Source organism: Pedobacter sp. V48 (assembly GCF_000523515.1).
Taxonomy (GTDB): Bacteria; Bacteroidota; Bacteroidia; order Sphingobacteriales; family Sphingobacteriaceae; genus Pedobacter.
The window spans coordinates 180,830-204,362 of the sequence record NZ_AWRU01000033.1 but is presented as its reverse complement, the minus strand read 5'-3'; the positions used below and the strand labels follow the sequence as shown (position 1 = coordinate 204,362).

Sequence of the window (23,533 nt, the reverse complement as noted above, 5' to 3'; positions counted from 1 at the left end):
AATGTTTAGTAAACAGGGAATGTTTGTTACAAGTACTGCACATTTTTATGTAGATAATTGGCCTATTCCTTTGATTGAAAGCTTAAATGCTTTTCTAAGCTGACGGAAACTCACATAAGACCATTTAAAAATATTCTTATTTAATAGTAACGAAAGCGCATTCATTTTAGCTTTTTTTATGTAAATTATTTCAAACCAGTAGTTAAACAACATCATTTCAAAAGGTATTTCAGGATATTTATTTAAAGATCTGTTTGCTGCTTTTAATTTAGTGAATAAAGAAAGGTAGTCTGCGAAATTAGGGGTACTATAATCCCATTCTAATATACTGAAAAAAGCATCTGTCAATTTTTTGTCAGCATTTATTTGGAGCTTGGTTAGCTGTTTCTCTTTGATTGAACGAACTTTTATTCGGCCGAGTTCTGATTGTACTATGGAAGTATTGCTGCCATGAATTCTGTATTTTACCAGAATGGAATCTAAGTTACCTACAGGGTATTTGTCTGAAATTCGTATAAATAGTTCATAATCCTCTGCCGGTGCATAGTCATCGTAGCCGTTTAATTCTTTTAATACGGCCTTTTTATACATTACCGTTGAATTGATAAACGTATTTTGAAAGAGCAGCGTCATTTTTATTTTATCGGGTTCGATAGGAACAGTAAATCGGTTGTCAGCCACTGGGGTGCCAACCTCGTCGATAACAGAACCATGTCCGCCACACAGTGCAAAATCCGGATGTTCCTGAAAGAAGTTGTATTGAAGTTCTAAGCGGTTATGTACTGCAACATCATCACTATCTAATATTGCAATATACTCGCCCCTGGCTTCATTTAGAACAACATTCCTCGTATATGTTAAGCCCCTGTTTTTATCATTGTGAATTAACCTAATCCTGGGATCTTTGAAGTTGCTTATGATGTCGACCGTTTCATCTGTAGAACCATCATTCACGATCAATAATTCAAAGTTTTTAAAAGTTTGGTCCAAAATACTTTGAATTGACTCACTTATATAATTTGCTGCGTTGTAAGCAGCCATAAAAACTGTTATTTTTGGGTTCATGCTGAACAAAGATAATGTTGATGAGTGAGAGAGATTAGGATTATGACTGATAATTAGGTGAAAAAAGATATTATTTAGGCATTACTGACAATTCCCTTTTGTAGGCCTCATCAAAATCGCATTCATCAGAAAGTTGCTTTATAGTATTAAAAGCATTGTTACTAAAATTCTTTAAGAGCGCTCTGTTTTTGACAAAATTCTCTAGTTCTTTAACAAATAACATCGCAAGGTCCTCTCCATTGTCGAGATTTTCAACCAGAATTCCATTTTCTTTTTTGCTGGAAATGTAATTTGAAAGTTCACCCACGTTCGTTGATATTGGGACAACACCCAGGTTCATCCCTTCGAAAACAACAAGCCCCCAGCTTTCTCTGTGGGAGGTAAGCAGCAATAGATGCGCTTCCTTATAATAGTTATTCAAGATGTTTTTATCGTGGACTTCTCCAATGACGAGTGAGTTCGGTGGAACAATTGTTTCTCCTGCTTTAAAATCACCTATAATTTTAAATTCAACTGGAAGATTTAACTGGTAACAGATTTCTGCGATCCTGATCAGCACATTTGGCCTTTTCTCAGGGCTGTTTCGGGCAACAAAAAGGACCTGCAATACGCCGTCATAATCTTTCACAGGAAAAAAGCCGTTAAAAGCAATTTTATTCTGAATAACTGTTAATCTTTCTAAATACTTATCCGGGACATTATTTAGTCGGTACAATTCTTTAAACTGTTGGATAAGCACCTTTCCTACCACTATCCTTTTGTTTATTCTAGGTACATGAGGGATGCTATACCATTCTATTCCTTTGTCGTCATCGGTAAAATTATGCATAATATCGATTACCTGAACGTGAGGTTCTAAAAGAGGAATCAGGTCATACATAAATCTACTGCACCACCCAGAAACTATAGGGCTTTCTTGCGCGTTTATAGCTTTAGCTAATTTTTTGAATAAGTGTTGTTTAAGTTCTTTTTTTTCAGCCCATCTGCCTAGTTCAATGACATCCGCGGCAGCCTCAAATTCTTCTTGGAATCCATTAGTTATAGACCTGTCGGTAATGAAGCAAAGTGGTTTAGGGTCATTAAAAAGATTCATTATATCTACATGGACACGCTCTGCACCTCCAAAAGACCATGAGGGAAAGAAAAAGTAAATATTTCTTTTTTTTGAAAGTTGTGTTTTTATGTTAGAATATCTGGATAAAGCAGTAATGTTTTCTGCAAATCTTTTAATCTTTTTAAKCAYMMTAAAYYMYTTTNGNCTTYWKTWYYKAYAGKWSTAKRWNCTAANNGATTMGTTACCCATCCATGAGCTTTTTTATTTTGGAGGTAATGGAATCTGGAGTAATAATAGATGGTAGCAGATAGCTCAGAATCTTCCTTTGTTTTGATTTCTTTTTGTGCGAATAAAAAATATACTTAAACGGAGTGATTAAAGTTAACCTTATTCTATTAAATAGGCTTAGGTTCCCTTTATGGCCAAATTTTAATGCCAGGTAGTAATCATCCATAATTGCATTGGAATTGCTAAAATTTTCATATAATCTGCTCTTATAATTCAACGTCAGTCTTCCGGATGTTATGTAGTGTTTTAAAGATAAATTAGAATCATAATATAATTGATATCCTTTAAGAACGATTCTTAAGCAGTATTCAGTATCCTCGGCAGACAATATACTCTGATCATTTTTATTTATTAAAACTGAAGGGAATGTCATATATGTATCCAAGTAGAGTTGTGTTCTTGATGCTAATCCGGCGCCCCAAAGTCTTGCTTTGTACGTGACATCTCCGGTATTTTTAGCTTGTTTTCCAACGGCATAACCTTCTTTAACTTCATCAAACCATTCAGGAAAGGAAATTCCATCCTCAGATACGGCAATGGCCTGACCGCCAACAGCCCCAATTTTTGGGTCTTTGTCCAAAATATTAAATGCGACATTAAGGTAATCCTGGCTTAACCAATTATCATCATCGCAAATTATAAAATATTCATATTTGGCTTGGGTTATTCCCTTTTGAAAAGCGAATAATTTGCCTGGTTTACTTTCGTGGATAACATTCAGGGGAACATGTTGAATATCATGTTGTCGCCATATTTCTGTTGCACAAGCAGATGTGCCATCTGTTGACGCGTTGTCTACGAGGATGATCTCCCAATTTAAGCTTTTTTGAACAACCTGAGCGGCAAGGTGATTTAGTGTTTCTGAAAGCCTGGTTGCTCCATTATATGTACAAATGATAACGGTAATGCCTTTTTTCATTGAATTTTATTTCCTTCTTTTTGAATTAGCTAAATGTTTGTAATTCAATTAGCTTTTTATAGAGGCCATTATAGTTGATCAATTCCTGATGAGTTCCTGTTTCAATAATCTCTCCCTTATCAATAACAATGATAAGATCGGCACCATGTATTGTACTTAATCTGTGAGCAATTACAACGGAAGTACGGTTTTCCATCAATTTGTWTWWTRCANTMYTGMMYWWKYYWWWCYRAWYSYRWMTSMAGAGSNTGAGGTTGCCTCATCAAGAAGCATAATAGGAGGGTTTGCCAAAACAGCTCTTGCTATGCATAAGCGCTGTTTTTGTCCGCCAGACAATTTGTTCCCCCTGTCACCAGTAAAAGTTTGATAACCATTTTCCGTTTGTAGAATGAACTCATGTGCGTTAGCAATTTTTGCTGCGGCAATTACTTCCTCTTCAGTTGCGTTTGGTTTGGCAAAGGCAATATTGTTAAATATGGAATCATTAAATAAAACAGATTCCTGGTTAACCATACCTAATTGAGAACGAATACTTTCTACAGTTAAATCCGCATAGTCGAGCCCATCAATTTTAATGTGCCCTGATTTTGGGTCATGAAACCTGGGTATCAAGTCCATAAGGGTGCTTTTTCCGCCACCAGAAGGTCCTACTAGCGCTATAGTTTTGCCCTTTTCAATAGTAAGATTAATGTTCTTCAATACCTCTTTTGATTCGTATGAAAATGAGACATTTTCAAAAACCAGGGAATGGTTGAACGAAGATATCTCTTTTGCATCGGGCTTATTGACCTGTTCTGGCTTGGTATCAATTAAATCGAGAACACGTTCTCCGGCAGCTATTCCGGTATGGATTCCGCTAAAAGAATCAGTAAGGGCTTTAGCTGGACGCATTACCTGTGAAAATATAGCTATATATGCTATAAATTGACTTGTTGATAGTGCACCTGGCTGATGGCTTATAATCAGGCGACCACCATACCAAACAATGAATGAAACCATTACTATACTTAAAAACTCAGACAAGGGGGAGCCAAGTTGCTGGCGCCTTACCATCTTACGGTTTATGTTGGAATAAAAAACGTTCTCACTGTGGAATTTTTCTTTTATCCTCTCAGAGGCGTTAAATGCTTTAATAATTTTTATTCCACCTAAGGCTTCATCTAAAAAACCAATCATTTTTGCAAAAGACTCGTGGGCTTCCTTGGCCTGGTGTTTTATTCTTTTTACAATTTTACTTATTACAAAGGCTGAAATTGGAATGACCAATAAGGAAAATAGGGTTAGTTTTACAGAAATAGATAAAAGCACCAAAATATAGAAAATAAGCGTGAGGGGCTCTTTAAATACAACCTGCAGTGTGTTTGTGACTGTAAATTGTACAACTTGTACATCGGCAGACACTTTTGATATTATGTCTCCTTTACGTTCATTATTGAAATAACCAACATGTAAATTCATTACGTTTTCAAACACCGTTTTTCTTAGGTTAAGCAAGGTGTGAACCCTTAAGTCTTCCATAGTTCGTTGAGAGAAGTACCTGAATACATTGGAAAGTAAAACAGAGATCACAATAATGATACAGATATAGGTTAAGGTTTTTTCCTGCCCGTTTGTGATTATTGATGAGTTTACAAACTCTTTAAATTGTGCTGTAATATTAAATGCAGATGCAGCATTATCGGCCAAGCCGGCACTTTTAGTAGGATTTTCAGATATTAAGGTTTCAAATAATGGGGCTAATAAGGTAAGGTTGAGTACACTAAATATAACGGAAAGAACGGTTGTGATAACATAGGGTATAGCAAATTTTTCTATTGGTTTTGCAAAGGAAAGTAATCTGAAATAGATTTTCATTGAAATGTATTTAGTATTTTATCTGTTATGATAATTTTGTTGTTTAAGACTAATAATTAAAGAGCAAAGGTACACACTATTTAGTTTTATTAGTCAGGATTCATTTATCCAGTCTGGATTTCTAGTCTTCAATCAATAATGATAATAGCTGTAATAATCTGCTTGCTATAATCATTTTTGATGTTGGGTTGGAATTTTTACTCTCTATATCAGCAGAGGCTGAATCTTTTATCATGTTCAAATATATTAAAATGACAGTGTAATATAAAACGATGTATATTTGTATTTCATGTACCAAAGCACTGCAATTGACATAGTAATACCTTCTTTCAGGTTAGATGAGAATGTACTTTTAAATATTTTCAATGTTGAAAGACCCGCTGGATTTTTAGTGAATTTTTACATTGTAGCTGATAATCCTTTGTTGGCTATACCCGATAATATTTTAATATTAGCTGCTGAAGATAAAATCAACCTGATTAAAAACGAAATTAATCTGGGGTTTTCCAAAACCCGGAATAATGGAATTAGGTTAGGTAAGGGTAAATGGGTCTTGTTGCTGGATGATGATATTGCACCCTCAAAAAAGCTACTGATAGCGTATGCAGAGGCAATTAAAAAGAATCCGGATTCTATTGGTTTTGCTGGAGTAACTAATTTCCCCCCTCCATTTAACGCTGCTACTCAGGCTATGGATATTAACGGTACAACTGGGCATTTTAAGGCTGCTTTAGATAACAAACCTTTGGTGTGGGTGCCAACTGCGAATGTTATGTTAAATAGAGAAAAAATGGACATTACTTTGTTTAACGAAAAGCTGGATAAAGGTGGTGAGGACGTAGAGTTTCTACTAAGGAATTGCTTATTGTATAAGGAAAAATATATTCCTGTGCCTGATGCAGTTGTAGAGCACCCATGGTGGGATAATGGGGCCATCCAAACTGAAAGGATTTTTAGATATGGACGTGGTGCAGCTGATATTGCTGTACTTGATACGATTAAACCTTATACTTATCATGATTTCCTGAATACCTCGGAACTTTTTTTTCTTTTGCTTGTTTTTTCGCCTTTAATAATGTTTTTTTATTCTGTTAATGGATTGGGCCTGTTGATGTCCATCATCCTTTTCGTGGAAATTTTAACCAACGTCATCAAGGCCTTTTATAAATCAAAAACATTTTCACTTCCTGTGGCCTTGGATCTTTTTTGGATCAAGAACTGTTATGAGGCGGGATACTTGTATCAAAGCTTACTAAGTGGCAGGCTTTTGGGGTTTGGAGAGCGCATTGAAATGGGATTTGCTAAGGAAAACCCCAGTTGGTTCAGATTAAATAAATGGAAGCTCATAAAAATGATCCTTCTATTGGTGCTGTTTATTATCACTCGTTTTTAATTCCATTTTTGCAACGAATAGTCTTTTTTCTGACAGCATTGAGGTATTTTTTGAAATTAATGTCCTCATTATGTCTTGAATTTATTCGGTGATAAAGGTGAAAGCAAACTGCTTTTAATTTTAATTGTCTTTGTCTGATTCCAAGATTTGTTAGCCTTGCAGCTAGTTCAATATCTTCATGGCCCCAACCTTCCAGGTCATTGTTGTAACCATTTACAGCAATAAAGTCATGCTTCCAAAACGAAAAATTACAGCCCCTCAGGTTGTTGGATCGAAAATGATTGCCTTTAAAGAAGGCTGAAAAAATAGGCAAGTAACTAGCATTTATTTTACTGCCGACTCCCTTAGTTAAGGAACTGATGCGAATGTTCTTGGTGCTTATTATGGTGTTGGTTAAGTCTGCTGAAAGCATTGATCTGCTTCCCTTTATATAATAGCCATGCTGAGCTTCCTCGATATGGTCGGCAATAAATTTTGGATGTAAAATAATATCACCATCTATTTGTATTATGTAATTGCCAGAGGCAGAAGAGATAGCCCTATTCATAATAATGGTTTTTCTGAAACCCAGATCTTCTTGCCACAGATGTTTAATAGGCACTTTTATCTGTTGCTTGAATTCTTCTATTATTACTTTTGTCCTGTCGTCTGAGCCGTCATCAGCAATGATTATTTCATCCGGGAATGCTCTTAGGTTCAAAATGCTCTTGAAAACGAGATCGAGTGCCTTTGGCCAATTATATGTAGATATAACAAGAGTTACAGCGATTTTGTTATTCATGCCTATAAATATTTGTCTATACCAGATTCACAATAAACTTTTTTAAGCGCTATAGTCTCCTTAAATAACATCTCGTTTTCCGCTAAAGAAGCTCTGGAATTTTCCTTATGGTAGATATGAAAAGCAATGGCACCCAGCTTAAGAAACCTTTTTTGCAGCCCAATGTTTAGTAATCTGGCAATAAACTCCTTGTCCTCTGGACCCCATCCAATAAAACTCTCATTATACCCGTTTACTTTTATGGCATCAGAACGCCAGAAGGCCATATTGCATCCATGAATTTCATATAATTCGGCGCCTTTAACTTTGTATTTTTTTTCGAAAAGAGGCCATAAAAAAGGGATACGTACGACGCTATAAAAATTGGCTATGTTTTTACTGAAGATATTAATTTTCGAAACCTTCTTGCTGATTAGTTTAGCGGAGAGCTCCTTATCAATATAACCACGACTTGCCCTTACAAAGGTGCCAGGCACAGCGAAGTTTATATGGTCTTCGATAAACTTCCTGTGAATAATGATATCGCCATCTATTTCAATAATATAGTCGCTCTTTGCACCTGCAATGGCCTTGTTTAAAATAAGGGTTTTCCTAAACCCAAGATCTTCCTGCCAGAAATGTAATATAGGAATCTTGAATAGCTTCTTGTATTTTTCAATTATTGTTTTAGTCTCTTGGGTAGATCCATCATCAGCAATGAGTATTTCATCAGGCATTTTAGATTGCATTAAAACACTAGACAGGACCAGGTCCAATGCTGCGGGCCAATTGTAGGTAGAAATTAATAAAGCAGCTGTAATTCGTTTTTGCATTAGGTAGATTGGGATAAAGGCACAAATTTACAACTTACGTGCCCTAATTTATAATTCAATGAAATTTGCTCCTTTCTTGTATCGTATTGGTATGTGAATTTATTCGGGTTTTAATACGGTTGATGAGACCTGAAGTTTTTTCCAGTGATTGGATTTTTTTTCATACAAGAAAAACTTTGCCAGTTTATACTTGTCTTTAAGATATGGTGCATATTCAACTCCGAATGTCCTATGTGGGATGTTTGGATCTTTTGACAAACATTCGTTGATTGCGGCTGTATATACGGTAGGCCCAGTCATCTTATGGACATCATGGGGAAATTCGTTTTTCCTGATATTCTGAAGCATCAGCTCCATGGTTTTTTGAAGGAAGGGGTGACCAGGTTCATAAAACAATGCCCATTGTACGTAACAAATGGGATTCTTTTCAGGGGATAGTACTGCTACATCATCGGGTCTAATAAATTGATTGAAATTCTGTTTAACATTACAGTCAATGTCTAAATATATACCACCTTTTTTTAATAAAATGGCATACCTAAAAAAGTCTGCTTTAGCCGCGCCGATATTTAGTTTTTGATATAGTTTAAATGTTTCATCATCAAACTCTTCTGAGAGGAATTTCTCGATCCTTTCATCGTCGTAAAATTCATACTGATAGTCAGGATTTCTTTTGAGGAATTTAAAGATATGCCAACGCGTAATTAAAGGCAGGTTCTTTGATTTGAATGTTTGATGTATGATTTTTGGTATAGGCATTTTAGAATAAAAAAAGATGTTGGGAATAACGCGTTAAATAATGAATAAATTCTATTTCTTTGTACCAAAGATAGTTTATTAATGGATACCAATTATCCCCTTTTAAAAGGAATTGAGCAGGGAAATTTTTTGGCTTTGGCCAGAGCCTTAACATTGGTTGAAAATGATATTGCACCTTCTGCAGATATTTTGCGCATGCTTAATGTTAAGTCGGCAGTTCCGATAATTGGAATTACCGGACCTCCGGGGGCTGGAAAAAGTACACTCGTAAACGCAATAACAGAACAATTTGCCAAACAGAATAAAAAAATAGCCATTCTGGCAGTGGACCCCACCTCTCCATTTAATTTTGGTTCATTGCTGGGTGATCGTATAAGAATGGCTCAGCAGTTCAATAATCCTAATGTATATATCAGATCTGTAGCAACAAGGGGCGCATTGGGGGGAATCTCCGCAAAAACCATAGAAATGATTGATGTGATTCGGGCGGCTACTTTCGATATGATTATTGTAGAAACGGTTGGGGTTGGGCAGTCCGAAATTGAAATTGCAGGGCTTGCCGATAAGACTGTAGTTGTTTTGGTGCCAGAATCAGGAGATGAAATCCAGAGTATAAAATCGGGAATAATGGAAATAGCTCAGGGGTTTGTTGTGAACAAAGCAGATCGAGAGGGTGCTGATGTGTTTACTAACACCTTGAAGAAGTTAGTTTTGCATCACAAGATCCCAGTTTTTAAAACGGTTGCGGATAAAAAGGAAGGCATAGATGAACTTTGCGAATGGTTGACAATTCCTGTTGAATCTGATGGAAAACGGAAGGCATCGTTACTGGCTGAAAAGGCATTTAAGATTATAGCGCACTATCGTATGAAAAATGTTGATAAAGTTAAACTTCATTCGGAGATGGTAAAAGCGTTGAAAAGATCGGATTTTAACATTTATAAGTTTACTGATCAATGGATTTAGGTGATTTTGTCTTAAAAACAGGACTTTTCTGTATACAGGATTAGGACAATATTTGAAAAATGTTAATTGTTTTTGGTAGTATATAACTTTTGTTTTACATGCTGAAATTAGAATGTCTGATTGTAAAAGTCATCTAGGCGGCTGTAGGCGGTGTTTTTGTGCTTTTTATGCCGTAATGAATTGAGGATTCATTTTTATTGATATTTTTTTAATACAAAACATAAATACTATTCGTATTATGTTTGCATAATTGTCGGTATTTAATAAATTTGGAACAGAGTTTGTACAAGTGTTTTGAGAAATTAAAAATTTGTTTAATTTTGCTACACAAAAAAAACATACAATTAAAATTTGTTTAACCTTAAAAAAGAAAATTATGAATTATTCTACTTTAAAAAAGAGTCTAGCAGTTTCTTTTGTTGCGTTGATGGGAGTAACCTCTCTAGCTAACGCTCAAGATTCTACTGGAACTTCTTCTTCGGCCAAGGTATTTGGTGGAAGAGGTCAGTACAGATCTTGGTCTTTCGGAATCAACGGTGGTGTTTTATCTCCATTTGTTGCTATCGGTGGTACTAATGATTTCAATAAGATGGACGTAAACTTAGGTTACGGTATCTCGCTAAGAAAACAATTAGGTCATGCATTTGGTATTGAAGGTAACATTTTCCGTGGAAAAGTATCTGGATCAAGCAAAAACGCTTCAACTTCTCCTAAAGAATTTGAAACTGAAATTGGCTATTCTGCTGACATCAGAGGTGTTGTTAACGTTGCTACTGTTGATTTCTTACGTCGTGAGAACTCAGTTAACTTCTTCGTTACTGCTGGTTACGGTTTAATCGCTTATGCTCCGAAAGTTGATGGTATTGACTGGAAAGATAAAGCTATAGGTGATGTTAATGACAGACACGATGCTAAAACTTATGTTAAAGAAGCTTATATCCCAGTTGGTGCTGGTGTTAAATTCAAAGTTTCTGAGCGTGTATCGTTTAACTTAGGTTATACTATGCACTTCATTGATGGAGATAACTTTGACGGAACTTACGCAAACGGTGCTTCTAACAAAGATAAATTCTCTTACGGATATGCTGGTTTAGAATTCTCTCTAGGTTCTAAATCTAAACCGAACTTGGATTGGGTTAACCCACTTGCTTTAATGTATGATGAATTGAAAGATCCTTCATTACGTCAAGAAGTTGAAGCTTTAAAAGCTCGTGTTGCTAATGTTGAGCAAGCTGTTGAAGGTTTGAAAAAAGATTCTGATGGTGACGGTGTTTCTGATCAATTTGACAAATGCCCAGGTACTCCTGCAGGTACTGCTGTTGACGGTTCAGGATGTCCTCTACCTAAAGTAACTGCACCTGATACAACTAGCAATGTTACTGGTTTTGAAACTATCCAATTTGAATTTAACTCATCAGTTTTAAAAACTGAAGCTTACCCTACTTTAGATAAATTATCTTCAGTATTGCGTGAAAACGGTGGTAAAGTAGCTGTAAACGGTTACGCTTCAAGCGAAGGTACTGCTGCATACAATTTGAAATTATCTAAAGACAGAGCTAATTCTGTTAAAACTTACTTAGTTAACTCTGGTGTTAACGCTAGTCAAGTTGTAACTAAAGGTTTTGGCGAAGCTAATCCAATTGCTTCTAACGATACTGAAGAAGGTCGTATCCAAAATCGTCGTGTTGAAACAGCTAGAAACTAATACTTTCTAACAACAATACTTAAAAAGGGCCCCATAATTTGGGGCCCTTTTTTTATTTTATCAGCCAGTGCGATTAGTAGGTTTCAATGGATGCACTTATCATTATCAAAATATTTTCACTTACTCCCCAATTAAATTAATTCTGGTTTTATAATTGAGGGAGGAAAAGGCTAATAAATTGTATTTAGGACTATTTTATCTAAGTTTGTAGTAAGATGTATTTTTTTAGAAAAAGAGACCCCAGCAGGCCCACTAACATTAACATTAAAATAATGCATATTATTAATGCAACGGCAATTATTGTATTTGTTGCAGGTATTTTATGGAAATTAATTGATTGGATTTTACTGAAATGAATAGAATAATAAACACAAAAAATGCCCCGGCCCCAATTGGCCCATACAGCCAGGCCGTAACAGCAAATGGCTTTTTATTTTTATCAGGGCAGGTTGCTATAAACCCTGAATCAGGAGAGGTTATACAATCTTCAATTGCAGAGGAGACACATCAGGTTATGAGAAACATTAAGGCTGTTCTATTAGAAGCGTCTTATGGTTTTGAGGATGTTGTCAAGACAACTATTTTTTTGTCGGACATGGCTTTGTTTGCTGAAGTAAATGAGATATACGGATCATTCTTTCATAAGAACTTTCCTGCGCGAGAAACCGTAGCGGTAAAGGGTCTGCCAAAAGGAGTAAATGTAGAGATATCTATGACAGCTTATAAAGGGTAAGTTTTGCCAAAATCTAACCTTAAGTTTTTTTTTGCCGGCATTTTATCTTTTGCGATCTGGGGATTCTTTTCGATACCACTAAGAAATCTTAAAGAATTTCCTTCTGAAGAGATTCTGTACTATAGAATTTTTACCTCCCTTGTGTTTATTTGGATTACCATTTTTATTTTCAGACGTAAATATCTGAAGAGTGACATTGCCTACTTATCATCGATAACTTCTAAGGAAAGGAAAATAGTTTTCCTGCAGTTAGCGACGTCCACTGTACTTTTAACCTCAAACTGGTATACCTACATTTATGCAGTAAACAATGTAAGTTTACAGTCGGCAGCATTTGCTTATATGGTTTGCCCGTTAATTACAGCGTTTGGAGGGTTCATTCTTTTAAAAGAAGAGCTATCAAGATTAAAGCTTTTATCGTTAGCAATAGCCTTGTTTAGCATTATCCTACTTGCTACCGGATCTTTAATCGAAGTGGCATGGTCTGTTATTATTGCGACTTTATATGCTTTCTATTTGATCATACAGCGTAAAATGAAAAATCTGGATAAGTTAAATGTTTTGGCGACTCAAATTGGGTTGGCAGTACTTTTGATGATGCCGTTATACATAGGTAACCATGAATCTTTTCCAACTAATTTATGGTTTTGGGGAAACATTACTGTGGTTGCAGTGATATTTACGATAATTCCTTTGTTTATGAGCCTGTACGCTTTGATAGGAATTCCTTCATCTACGCTTGGAATAATTATTTATGTAAATCCGCTTATCGCGTTTGCAGTAGCTATTTTTTATTTTAATGAACATATTGATTCCCATAAGCTATTGGCCTATTTGTTATTATTAGTTTCGGTTATTGTATTTAATTGGAGCATAATAAAAGATATATTTACATTTAATAGAAAAAATATTTAAAGCCTTGTTTGTTTCTACCTTAGATACGACTATAGAATTTCTTAAAGGCGTAGGGCCTAAACGTGCTGAACTTTTTCAAAAAGAGTTAGGTATTTTTACCTATGAACATCTCTTGAATTTTTTTCCCTTCAGGTATATTGATCGGACCAGATTTTATAAGATTAGTGAATTAGATCCTGAATTACCCTATGTACAAATACTAGGCAGGATAACCAGTAAGGAACAAATAGGTGAAAAACATAAAAAACGCCTGGTGGCCCGACTCACTGACGAGACGGGCTCAATAGAACTGGTATGGTTTCAGAGTTTGAAGTGGGTTGATGAAAATGTTACTAAGGGTAAAGTTTATATTGTATTTGGGAAGCCCACAGTATTTAATGGTTCATTTAGTATTTCACACCCAGATTTAGAGAACTACCCCAGACCAACAACTATTACTGGTAACTTAAGGTTGCAACCTGTATACCATTCTACTGAAAAACTAAAGAAGTTTTTTCTGGATAGTAGAGGGATCCAAAAACTGCAGACTTTATTAATTGAACAGCACCTTAAGGAAATAGCTGAAACCATCCCTCCATATATTCTGGAAAAATATCAAATGGTTGGCAGGAAAGAAGCCTTGTTAAATATTCATTTCCCTAAGGATGTTAAATCGTTGAAATCTGCGGAGCGGAGATTAAAATTTGAAGAACTGTTTTATATTCAACTTCAATTATTGCATAATAAGCAGCTGCGTGAAATGAGATTTAAGGGTCACTCATTTGAAATAGTTGGAGAAAGAATAAATACGTTTTATAAAGAGATCCTGCCTTTTCAACTAACAAATGCACAGAAAAGGGTAATAAAAGAGATCAGGCTTGATACACAGCGAGGAATTCAGATGAATCGACTCGTGCAGGGAGACGTGGGGAGCGGGAAGACAGTTGTTGCGCTTATGAGCATGCTCCTTGCAAGCGATAATGGTTATCAGGCCTGTATGATGGCTCCTACAGAGATATTAGCACGTCAGCATTATCAATCTATTGTAGATCTGTTAAAGGATCGACTGGTGAAAGTTGCTATTCTTACAGGTAGCAGCACAAAGAAACAAAGAACACAACTTCATAATGACCTTGAAGCTGGTGAGATTGATATTCTGGTTGGTACGCATGCTTTGATAGAAGACAAGGTCGTGTTTAAGAATTTGGGACTTGTGGTAATTGATGAACAACATCGGTTTGGTGTTGAACAGAGAGCAAAACTTTGGAGAAAGAACGTTATCCCCCCTCATATCCTAGTGATGACTGCTACACCAATTCCACGTACATTAGCTATGACGTTATACGGAGACCTTGATGTGTCTATTATTGACGAATTGCCAGTGGGAAGAAAACCAATTGAAACAAGACACCTTTATGAGGGGCAACGCCTAAGGATGTTTGGGTTTATGAAGGAGGAGATTAGGAAGGGGCGCCAAGTTTATATTGTATACCCCCTGATAAAGGAGAGCGAGAAGTTAGATCTATTACATCTTGAAGCGGGAATTGAGCAACTTAGTTATCACTTTCCTTTACCCGATTATCAACTTAGCATAGTGCATGGAAAGATGAGCAACGCAGATAAACAATTTGAAATGCAACGCTTCATTGATCACAAAACACAGATTATGGTTGCCACCACAGTTATTGAGGTTGGTGTAAACGTACCCAATGCTTCGATAATGGTTATTGAAAATGCAGAACGATTTGGACTCTCACAGCTACACCAGTTACGTGGAAGAGTAGGCAGAGGTGCAGAGCAATCATTTTGTATTCTAATGTCAGGAAATAAATTGAGTCCCGATGGTAAGCTGCGGTTAGAAACCATGGTAAAGACAAACAACGGATTTGAGATTTCGGAAATAGATTTACAGTTAAGAGGTCCCGGAGATATTTCGGGAACACAACAAAGCGGTGTACTGGAACTTAAGCTTGCTGATCTTGCTAAAGACCAGCAGATATTACAGGAAGCTCGAAATACTGTAATTGAAACGCTTTCTGAGGATCCTAATCTGGAGAATCCTCAAAATAGTCTCCTAAGAACTTACCTCTCTAAAAAAAGCAGAGGCATAGCATTTGATAAAATATCTTAATCCTCGTCACTTCCCGGTAGTGATCCAGAGCCTGAATAAGCACCTTTGCGTATAATAGGTGTTTTAAGGTATTTGTAAAGTTCATCAAGATGTAGCAAACTTCCGTTTGTAAGATTGCCCAGAAAGATAATTACAATGTTTTTCTGAACATCGCGTACATAAATGTGTCTGAATCCATGCCACCATCCGGTATGATAAACTACTTTACGGCCATTATCTCCATCAAATATGCGCCACCCGTAGCCGTAATTAAAATGCCCGTTGATGGCTTTGTTATGGCCTGTATAGGCAGAATCAAGACTTGCCTTTTTTAATAACCTGCCATTCTTTAAAGCTTTGTCATATAGAACCAAATCATGCAGTGTACTATAGATACCCTTATCACCTACTGGACCATCTAGAAAATTTTGTGCTACAGAGTATCTCCATGAACGGTCATGACCAACAACATCTACAGGTATTTTTGGGTAAACCGTAGTTGAATAAACATGAGTATGCTTCATACCAGCCGGTTTAAAAATGTTCTCCATCATATAATCGGAATAGGGCTTGCCTGTTACTTTCTCTATGATTGCTGCCAACACCATATAATTGGAGTTGTTATAGTGAAAGCGATTATCCGGTTTGGTATATGGATTTGGTTTTTTCTCTGCGATGACCTGCATCACATCCTGATTTGATACTCCTTTTTTCATGTCACGCTTTTCTTTGCGCCATATGTCATCGATGAAATACACGTAGTTCATCATTCCGCTACGGTGCGAAAGGAGCAGTTTTACTTTGATTCCATCATACGGAAAGTTAGGGTAAAACTTTTTTACATCATCATTTAAAGAAAGTTTGCCTTGTTCAACTAATTGCATGATGGCAGTACCGGTAAAAGTTTTAGTTACTGAGGCGAGTTCAAATTCAGAGTTTATCTTTAGGCTATCGCGATGCAGGTAATCTGCCCAGCCGATAGCTTTTTCATAAAGGATTTTACCATCCTTTGCAACCAGCATATTTCCGTTAAAGCCGTACTTTTTATGAAGATTCTGTACAAAATCAGCTATCCATTTATCCCCTTTTGCAGGGTCATATGCCAAAAGCACACTATCAGCCTTATCATCTTCAACAGTACGCTCTTTACTGGGCTCTTGTAATGTTGTGCTTTTTCTGGAATTTGAACAGGCAATAAATAAAAAGGCGGCCATTGAAGCCACTGCTAGAATATTACGATAACTCATGAATTGTGTGTACAGTTTAAAAGCCCGAAAATTAAGGAATAATAATGCTTTTAACGTAAAAGAGTTTTAAACATTGCAGGTTTTATTTTATTTGCAATTTTTTTTTGAAGTTGTATTAAACATCTGACACTAAAGGGCTCTTTAAAAATTTTAAAAACCCTAAATTTGCAGGTATAAAACTTAGAATACTATGAATTTTAGAATCGAACACGATACGATGGGTGAAGTACAGGTACCTGCTGATAAATATTGGGGTGCTCAAACTGAACGTTCAAGAAATAACTTTAAGATTGGTCCGGAGGCTTCAATGCCAAAAGAAGTTATACATGCATTTGGTTATTTGAAAAAAGCTGCTGCCTTAGCCAATACTGAGCTTGGTGTTTTGACAACGGAAAAGGCCGATTTAATTGCAAAAGCGTGCGATGAAGTTGTTGCAGGTAGCTTAGACGATCAGTTTCCCTTAGTAATCTGGCAAACCGGTTCAGGTACTCAAAGTAATATGAATGCCAATGAGGTAATAGCAAATCGCGCTCACGTTTTAAACGGTGGATCATTGGGTGATGATAAAAAAGTGCTTCACCCCAATGATGATGTAAATAAGTCTCAGTCATCAAACGATACTTATCCTACAGCTATGCATATTGCTGCTTATAAACAAGCGGTAGAAATTACCATACCTGGATTAGAAAAATTGCGCAACACTTTACATAAAAAGGCAATTGAATTTAATGATATCGTTAAAACTGGACGTACCCATTTTATGGATGCAACACCTTTAACGCTAGGGCAGGAATTTTCGGGTTATGTTCAACAAATAGATAACAGTATCAGGGCGGTGAAAAATGCTCTGGTAATGATTAGTGAACTTGCCTTAGGCGGAACAGCTGTTGGGACTGGTTTAAATACACCTAAAGGATATGACGTTCTGGTTGCTAAGAAAATTGCAAAATTAACAGGACTTCCTTTTGTAACAGCACCTAATAAATTTGAAGCACTAGCTGCCCACGATGCCATGGTTGAACTTTCTGCTGCTTACAAACGTACTGCCGTTTCTTTAATGAAAATTGCAAATGATGTAAGGATGCTAAGTTCTGGTCCTCGTTGTGGAATAGGCGAGATCATCATTCCTGATAACGAACCGGGTTCCTCTATTATGCCAGGTAAAGTTAATCCGACACAACCTGAGGCTATGACTATGGTGTGTGCTCAGGTAATGGGTAATGATGTTACAGTAGGTATTGGTGGAAGTAATGGCCATTTTGAGTTGAATGTTTTTAAACCTGTTATTGCTGCTAACGTTTTACAATCAGGAAGACTAATCGGTGATGCCTGTGTCTCATTCAATGATAAATGCGCTGAGGGAGTATTACCTAACCTACCGGAAATTAAGAAACATTTACAAAATTCTTTGATGCTCGTTACTGCGTTGAATCCTCATGTTGGATATGAAAATGCAGCTAAGATTGCAAAAAAAGCGCATAAAGAGAATAAAACCTTACGCGAAGCTTCCATAGAATTGGGCTTGCTTACCGGTGAACAATTTGATGAGTGGGTTCGTCCAGAGGATATGGTAGGTAGCTTAAAATAGGGAATGAATAAATACCCATATATGTGGAGATTATTGTTTCCTGTGTTATTGTGTTTATGCGTACTCTTCTCTTGTAGAAGAATGCCCAATGTACAAGGAGAAGGATCGCCAATTTTGCAGGGGATTTGGAATCAGGATAGTGTGCCAAATGCAGATCAATTACTGAACTACACACAACATAAATTCAAATTCACCTGTGATTCATTTTATGTAGACCTGGTTACCCATTCTAAAGTGAATTACTATGCAGATTCCTGCTTCAATAACGGAGTGTGGAAAGAATATGCTAAGGGGGTTTATCAGGTTAGGGCTGACAGTGTTTTTTTGACAGGTACTTTCACAAAGTCTAATTATAAACAAAAGATTTCGGGATGTTACCAGATAGGACAGTATATTAAAATCTTCAAAATTAAATTGGCAGATACAAATAGGTTGTTGCTTGAAGGCACCGATAATCAAAGAGAGGTGGATTTAAAGCTTGTAGAAAAAATAATTTGTACACCGCAGGGCTTATAGTATAATGCAGAGCAATTAAAAGTAGACAAAGATGAAAAGAGTAGGTAAGGTTTTTAAGGCAATTATAATTTTTTCTATGTTGGCCTATATGCCATTAAGCGCAGGTGCATGGGGAATGCTTGGCCATAGAATAGTAGGGCAGATAGCAGAAAGCCACCTTAGTAAGAGAGCAAAAAAGAGCATTAAAGAGATTTTAGGTTATGAAAGCTTAGCGATGGCAAGTAATTGGGGTGATTTTATTAAGTCGGACCCTTCTTATAATTATCTCTACAACTGGCATTTTGTAAACCTACCTGCGGGATTGGATAAACAAGGGGTATTTGACTTTTTAGATAAAGATACAGCTGCCAACGTATACAATAAAGTTCCGCAAATGATTTCTGTTTTAAAAAATAAGCAAAGCACACCAGATCAAAAAAAGCTTGCCATGCGTTTGCTAATACACCTGATCGGCGATTTAAATCAGCCAATGCATACGGCTCGTAAAGAAGATTTAGGGGGGAACAAAATTTTTGTTACCTGGTTTGGAGAGAAGTCCAACTTGCATAGAGTATGGGACGAATCATTAATAGAGTATCAGGAGTTGAGTTACACAGAGTATGCTAGCGCTATTAATTATCCTAATGATGAACAATTGAGGGCTTGGAGAGACAGCTCTCTTAAAGATTTTGTTTATGGATCCTACCTGGCATGCAATAAAATTTACGAGAACACAAAACCTGAAGATAAGCTGAGTTATAAATACAACTTCGACTTTGTAAATCTGTTGAATGAGCAGCTGCTCAAGGGAGGTGTTTGTTTGGCAAATATTCTAAATGAAATTTACAAATAATGAAAATTCTAATGGTTTGCCTTGGCAATATTTGCCGCTCGCCATTGGCAGAGGGAATTATGAGGCATTTGATTAATGAGGAAGGATTAGATTGGGGCGTTGCTTCGGCAGGAACAGGGGATTGGCATTTAAATCAACCTGCCGACAGCAGAAGTATTGCTGTTGCGAAAAACTTTGGATATGACATTTCTAAACAAAGGGCTAAACATTTCAATAAAAACATGTTTAATGAATTCGACAGCATCCTTGTGATGGATAGAAATAATTTAAAGGACGTTCAGAGATTAGCAACAAGCGAAGAACAACGCAAAAAAGTAAAGATGTTTTTAACGGACCAAAACGAAGTAACAGATCCATATTTCGACAGTAATCTTTTTGAACCGGTGTTTTTAGAGATAGAAGCAAGATGTAAGGAATTGATCGAAGAGCTTAAGGGGCATATGTAAACTGATGCGTATTATGGAATCACCAAAATTATTTATGTTACTACTGGGCTGTACCCCACCGGGCAGGCATACGGAACAACATGATGTTTTCTTTACAGTAGGAAGTTCATTAAAAGATATTAAACAAGAAATCATTGCTTTTTGGCCAGAGGCAAATTGCAAAATACATATTGATGCCTGGCGCGAGGTAACAGAGGTTGACGGGTACCAGATAAAAGTTGTAAGCAAGAAAGATGAATCCACCGCTGATAAACTTTTCTTTTTAAATTTGGGCGGTTATAAAGAGGGGGAGTTTGACGAGCTTCACTATAAAATGCTAACTGTTTCTGATGAGAAGGCCACAGCTATTAAAAAGGCAAAAGAAACAGCCTTTTATAAACATACAGGATTTGAAGGGGCTACGTCACATATTGATGATAAATATGGTGTAGATGTTGATGATGTGTTTGAAATTGAGGACATTCTACCGACTAGTATTAAACAATATTATAAGTTGCAAATAAGCTCAGCTGCAGATATCCCAAAAGATGAAATGCATTTAGGATACCTTATACTTAGTAAGTTATAAGGAAATAAAAAAGGGCGCAATTTTATGCGCCCTTTTTTATTTGGTTATTTTTTAAACCCCGAATTCCTTGTCTAAGTATTCAGAAACTTTAACAATTGCATTGTCAATGGTATCACTTAAAATAGTAATGTATGATCCTGATTTTGCAGTTGCAATAATGTATTTCAAACAATCATTTCCATTATTATTGATAATGATTTCCATGTTTGGTTTTACCTCATGTATGCCATCTATCAACAAATTAATTATTTCCTGTTGATCGCGGCCTCTCAGGTATTTTTCCTGGCAGATAATGATTTTATCAAACATCTGTGCTGCAATTCTGGCAGTTTCTTTTATGTCTTCATCTCTCCTGTCGCCTGTGCCTGATATTACTCCTACGTGTTCGGTTGCTTCAATGGTTTGTAGGTAGGCTTTTATTCCATTAAAGCCATCAGGATTATGAGCAAAATCGACCAGAATCTTGAACTCCTTAAATTTAAAGGTGTTCATCCTGCCCGGTGTTTGAGCTGCCGAAGGTATAAATGTTTCTAATGACATTCTGATGTCTTCGATCTTATATCCCCATAAAAATGTAGCAAGTGTAGCCGCGAGCACATTCTGGATCATAAAATCAACGCTGCCACCAAAAGTCAAGGGGATGTGGGTAACCTTTTCTACCCTTATTTTCCAGTCGCCTTTTTTGATGGTAATATAGCCGTTCTCATAAATAGCGGCAATACCGCCTTTTTTACAATGCTCTTTAATAACGGAATTTTTCTCGTCCATGCTAAAATATGCGATATTGCTATCTGCATTATTGGCAATTTTTATACAATATTTATTATCGGCATTAAGTACACTCCATCCAGTTCTCTTTACTGCACCAATTACTACTTCTTTTACCCTGCAAAGATCGTCTAGCGTATGAATATCGGATATTCCAAGGTGATCCTCCTGGATATTGGTGACAACACCGATGTCACACTTGTTAAATCCTAACCCGGCTCTCAAAATACCTCCGCGAGCGGTTTCTAATACAGCAAATTCGACGGTTGGATCTCTTAAAATAAACTCTGCACTAACCGGCCCCGTAGTATCGCCTTTCATGAGCTTTGTATTTTGCACATAGATACCATCAGATGTTGTAAAGCCAACTCTGGTTCCATTGCTTTTAACAATATGGGCGATTAATCTTGTCGTGGTAGTTTTTCCATTGGTTCCTGTAACCGCAATAATTGGAATCCTTGCGTCCTTGCCTGGCGGATATAGCATATCAATAACAGGAGCGGCTACGTTTCTAGGTAAGCCCTCACTAGGCGCAAGGTGCATTCTGAAACCAGGAGCTGCATTTACTTCTAAAACAACCCCTCCGTTTTCCGGAAGTGGCTGAGTTAAGTTTTCGGCCATGATATCTATGCCACAAATATCTAGGCCAATTATTCTTGAAATGCGCTCACTAATAAATACGTTTTGCGGATGAACCAGATCTGTAACATCAATTGATGTACCTCCTGTACTCAAGTTCGCGGTTGATTTTAGATACACGGTTTCGCCCTGTGGAGGTACAGATTCTAATGTGTAATCCTTTTTTGCCAGTAAATCTAAGGTATCCCTGTCAACCGTAATTTCAGTTAGAACATTTTCATGACCATAACCTCTTCGTGGGTCTTCATTTTCCTTATCTATCAATTGTTGAACGGTATCCTGCCCGTTCCCGGTAATATGTGCCGGAACACGCAGCGCAGCAGCAACCATTTTATGATCAATTACCAGTACTCTGAAATCGTATCCGGTAATAAACCGTTCAATTATTATTCTTCTTGAATAGTTCTTAGCATATTCAAAAGCTTCGGTGGCCGCTTCTACAGTTTTAACATTTATAGTGGCTCCTCTACCATGATTTCCGTCCAGTGGTTTAAATACCAACGGGAAGCCAACCTTTTTTATAGCATCGGGAAGATCCTCGATATCTGATATGGTTACTCCTTTAGCAACTGGAATAGCAGAATCCTGTAATAGTCTCTTAGTTTCATCTTTATTGCCGGCAATATCAACAGCTATGCTGTTGGTTTTTTCCGTCATGGTGGCACGAAAACGAACCTGATTTTTACCATATCCCAACTGAACCAGGGAACTTTTATTTAGCCTTATCCACGGGATATCTCTTGAAATCGCTTCGGCTACAATGGAACCGGTACTTGGCCCCAATCTTTCCATTTCTCTAAGCTCACGCATACGTTGTATATCTGTCTCCAAATCGTATTCATGGTTGTTTATCAATGCTTCAGCAATTTGAACAGAGGCTTCGGCAGCATAAATTCCTGCCTTTTCTTCAATGTAACTAAATACGACATTATAAATGCCTTCCGTTTTAGTTTGTCGAGTCCTTCCGAATCCAGTATCCATGCCTGCAAGGGTTTGAATTTCTAATGCAATATGTTCAATTACATGACCCATCCAGGTACCTTCCTCAATCCTTGCTAAAAAACCACCAGGCTCCCCCTTAGAGCATCGGTGAGTTTGTAAGGTTGGGATCAATTTTTCAATACGTTCTCTAAAACCATCGATAAGATTGGTAGGCCTCTGCTCCATTTCCCCAAGATCCAGCCTCATCTGAATCAACTTTTTTCTGTTTATCGACCAAATGTTTGGTCCACGAAGCACCTGTATGCCTAATATTTTCATTGGTATAAATTTGTTCTTTAATGATTAAATCCACCTAGCGTTAGTTCTATAACACGCTAAGCTTAAATAAGTTTGTTGTTTACTATTGCTCTCTTTGAAGAAAATGCCCTTGGCTTTTTACAGCATATTTTTAAAAGTATTTCGAATTTTTACCCGGATTACTTTATGCTTTAAATGGAGAGATTAAAGTATAAAAATTTTCCGAGAATTATGCAGTTGTAAATCCAATTTGTTGTGAATATATTTTGTGTAAATAATTTGGAGGTAAAGTTTAAATAATGAAATTGTTAATTGGGTTAAAATTGCATTACAAATCAATTTTATCTAAGTTTGGCC

General features: G+C 36.7%; 20 protein-coding genes and 1 pseudogene. 12 read left to right on the top strand and 9 right to left on the bottom strand.

Annotated features, from left to right (window positions below; all coding sequences use genetic code 11):
• Positions 1-45: 45 nt before the first annotated feature.
• The 4 genes and pseudogenes from N824_RS25245 to N824_RS25230 all read right to left on the bottom strand — a co-directional run bounded on the left by N824_RS25245 (position 46) and on the right by N824_RS25230 (position 5,180).
• Complete coding sequence (locus N824_RS25245) at positions 46-1,065, bottom strand: glycosyltransferase (protein WP_048907877.1); 1,020 nt, start codon at positions 1,063-1,065, stop codon at positions 46-48.
• Between the two features lie 70 nt (positions 1,066-1,135).
• Positions 1,136-2,158: a glycosyltransferase family 4 protein gene (locus N824_RS25240; protein WP_161662360.1), complete on the bottom strand. Its 1,023-nt coding sequence runs from the start codon at positions 2,156-2,158 to the stop codon at positions 1,136-1,138.
• A 202-nt stretch (positions 2,159-2,360) separates the two neighbouring features.
• On the bottom strand, positions 2,361-3,326 hold the full coding sequence (locus tag N824_RS25235; protein ID WP_048907875.1) for a glycosyltransferase: 966 nt from the start codon (positions 3,324-3,326) through the stop codon (positions 2,361-2,363).
• Between the two features lie 25 nt (positions 3,327-3,351).
• Positions 3,352-5,180, bottom strand: a pseudogene (locus N824_RS25230) (ABC transporter ATP-binding protein).
• Between the two features lie 289 nt (positions 5,181-5,469).
• Between N824_RS25230 and N824_RS25225 the strand changes: the two are divergent.
• On the top strand, positions 5,470-6,573 hold the full coding sequence (locus N824_RS25225; protein WP_048907874.1) for a glycosyltransferase family 2 protein: 1,104 nt from the start codon (positions 5,470-5,472) through the stop codon (positions 6,571-6,573).
• On the opposite strand, the gene N824_RS25220 is transcribed toward N824_RS25225, so the two are convergent.
• The 3 genes from N824_RS25220 to N824_RS25210 all read right to left on the bottom strand — a co-directional run bounded on the left by N824_RS25220 (position 6,560) and on the right by N824_RS25210 (position 8,925).
• Positions 6,560-7,354, bottom strand: coding sequence for a glycosyltransferase family 2 protein (locus N824_RS25220; protein ID WP_152542457.1), 795 nt, complete (start codon positions 7,352-7,354; stop codon positions 6,560-6,562). The genes N824_RS25225 and N824_RS25220 overlap by 14 nt on opposite strands.
• 2 nt (positions 7,355-7,356) lie before the next feature.
• Positions 7,357-8,166, bottom strand: coding sequence for a glycosyltransferase family 2 protein (locus N824_RS25215; RefSeq protein ID WP_084498449.1), 810 nt, complete (start codon positions 8,164-8,166; stop codon positions 7,357-7,359).
• 99 nt (positions 8,167-8,265) lie between these two features.
• The gene (locus N824_RS25210; protein ID WP_048907873.1) at positions 8,266-8,925 is read right to left on the bottom strand and encodes a glycosyltransferase family 32 protein; all 660 of its coding nucleotides are present in this window, start codon (positions 8,923-8,925) and stop codon (positions 8,266-8,268) included.
• A gap of 81 nt (positions 8,926-9,006) precedes the next feature.
• Between N824_RS25210 and meaB the strand changes: the two genes are divergently transcribed.
• From meaB to recG, 6 genes are all read left to right on the top strand, one after another.
• On the top strand, positions 9,007-9,891 hold the full coding sequence (meaB, locus tag N824_RS25205) for a methylmalonyl Co-A mutase-associated GTPase MeaB (protein ID WP_048907872.1): 885 nt from the start codon (positions 9,007-9,009) through the stop codon (positions 9,889-9,891).
• A 376-nt stretch (positions 9,892-10,267) separates the two neighbouring features.
• Positions 10,268-11,596, top strand: coding sequence for an OmpA family protein (locus N824_RS25200; RefSeq protein WP_048907927.1), 1,329 nt, complete (start codon positions 10,268-10,270; stop codon positions 11,594-11,596).
• 215 nt (positions 11,597-11,811) lie between these two features.
• On the top strand, positions 11,812-11,952 hold the full coding sequence (locus N824_RS38115; protein WP_306413933.1) for a DUF6728 family protein: 141 nt from the start codon (positions 11,812-11,814) through the stop codon (positions 11,950-11,952).
• Complete coding sequence (locus tag N824_RS25195; protein ID WP_048907871.1) at positions 11,949-12,329, top strand: RidA family protein; 381 nt, start codon at positions 11,949-11,951, stop codon at positions 12,327-12,329. The genes N824_RS38115 and N824_RS25195 overlap by 4 nt, the downstream gene beginning before the upstream one ends.
• Before the next feature lie 3 nt (positions 12,330-12,332).
• Positions 12,333-13,244, top strand: coding sequence for an EamA family transporter (locus N824_RS25190; RefSeq protein WP_048907870.1), 912 nt, complete (start codon positions 12,333-12,335; stop codon positions 13,242-13,244).
• Between the two features lie 4 nt (positions 13,245-13,248).
• Entirely contained in the window at positions 13,249-15,354 is a 2,106-nt protein-coding gene (gene recG, locus N824_RS25185) for an ATP-dependent DNA helicase RecG (protein WP_048907869.1), read from the top strand.
• Here recG and N824_RS25180 read toward each other — a convergent pair.
• Complete coding sequence (locus N824_RS25180; protein WP_052334267.1) at positions 15,351-16,580, bottom strand: serine hydrolase; 1,230 nt, start codon at positions 16,578-16,580, stop codon at positions 15,351-15,353. The genes recG and N824_RS25180 overlap by 4 nt on opposite strands.
• Positions 16,581-16,770: 190 nt before the next feature.
• Between N824_RS25180 and fumC the strand changes: the two genes are divergently transcribed.
• Genes fumC through N824_RS25155 form a run of 5 tightly spaced genes read left to right on the top strand, consistent with a single transcriptional unit; the run spans position 16,771 to position 20,530 of the window.
• Positions 16,771-18,168 (top strand): class II fumarate hydratase, encoded by a 1,398-nt coding sequence (gene fumC / locus N824_RS25175; RefSeq protein ID WP_048907868.1) that lies wholly within the window; start codon positions 16,771-16,773, stop codon positions 18,166-18,168.
• A gap of 3 nt (positions 18,169-18,171) precedes the next feature.
• Positions 18,172-18,684 (top strand): fumarate hydratase, encoded by a 513-nt coding sequence (locus N824_RS25170; protein WP_235207294.1) that lies wholly within the window; start codon positions 18,172-18,174, stop codon positions 18,682-18,684.
• Positions 18,685-18,715: 31 nt separating this feature from the next.
• Positions 18,716-19,516, top strand: a complete 801-nt coding sequence (locus tag N824_RS25165; protein ID WP_048907866.1) for a S1/P1 nuclease — start codon at positions 18,716-18,718, stop codon at positions 19,514-19,516.
• The gene (locus N824_RS25160) at positions 19,516-19,962 is read left to right on the top strand and encodes a low molecular weight protein-tyrosine-phosphatase (protein ID WP_048907865.1); all 447 of its coding nucleotides are present in this window, start codon (positions 19,516-19,518) and stop codon (positions 19,960-19,962) included. The genes N824_RS25165 and N824_RS25160 overlap by 1 nt, the downstream gene beginning before the upstream one ends.
• Before the next feature lie 13 nt (positions 19,963-19,975).
• Positions 19,976-20,530 carry a DUF1543 domain-containing protein gene (locus N824_RS25155; protein WP_048907925.1) on the top strand — a complete coding sequence of 185 codons (555 nt, stop codon included), beginning with the start codon at positions 19,976-19,978 and terminating at the stop codon, positions 20,528-20,530.
• Between the two features lie 51 nt (positions 20,531-20,581).
• Here the strand turns inward: N824_RS25155 and cphA are convergent, their stop codons facing one another.
• Complete coding sequence (gene cphA, locus N824_RS25150) at positions 20,582-23,197, bottom strand: cyanophycin synthetase (RefSeq protein ID WP_048907864.1); 2,616 nt, start codon at positions 23,195-23,197, stop codon at positions 20,582-20,584.
• Positions 23,198-23,533 lie beyond the last annotated feature (336 nt).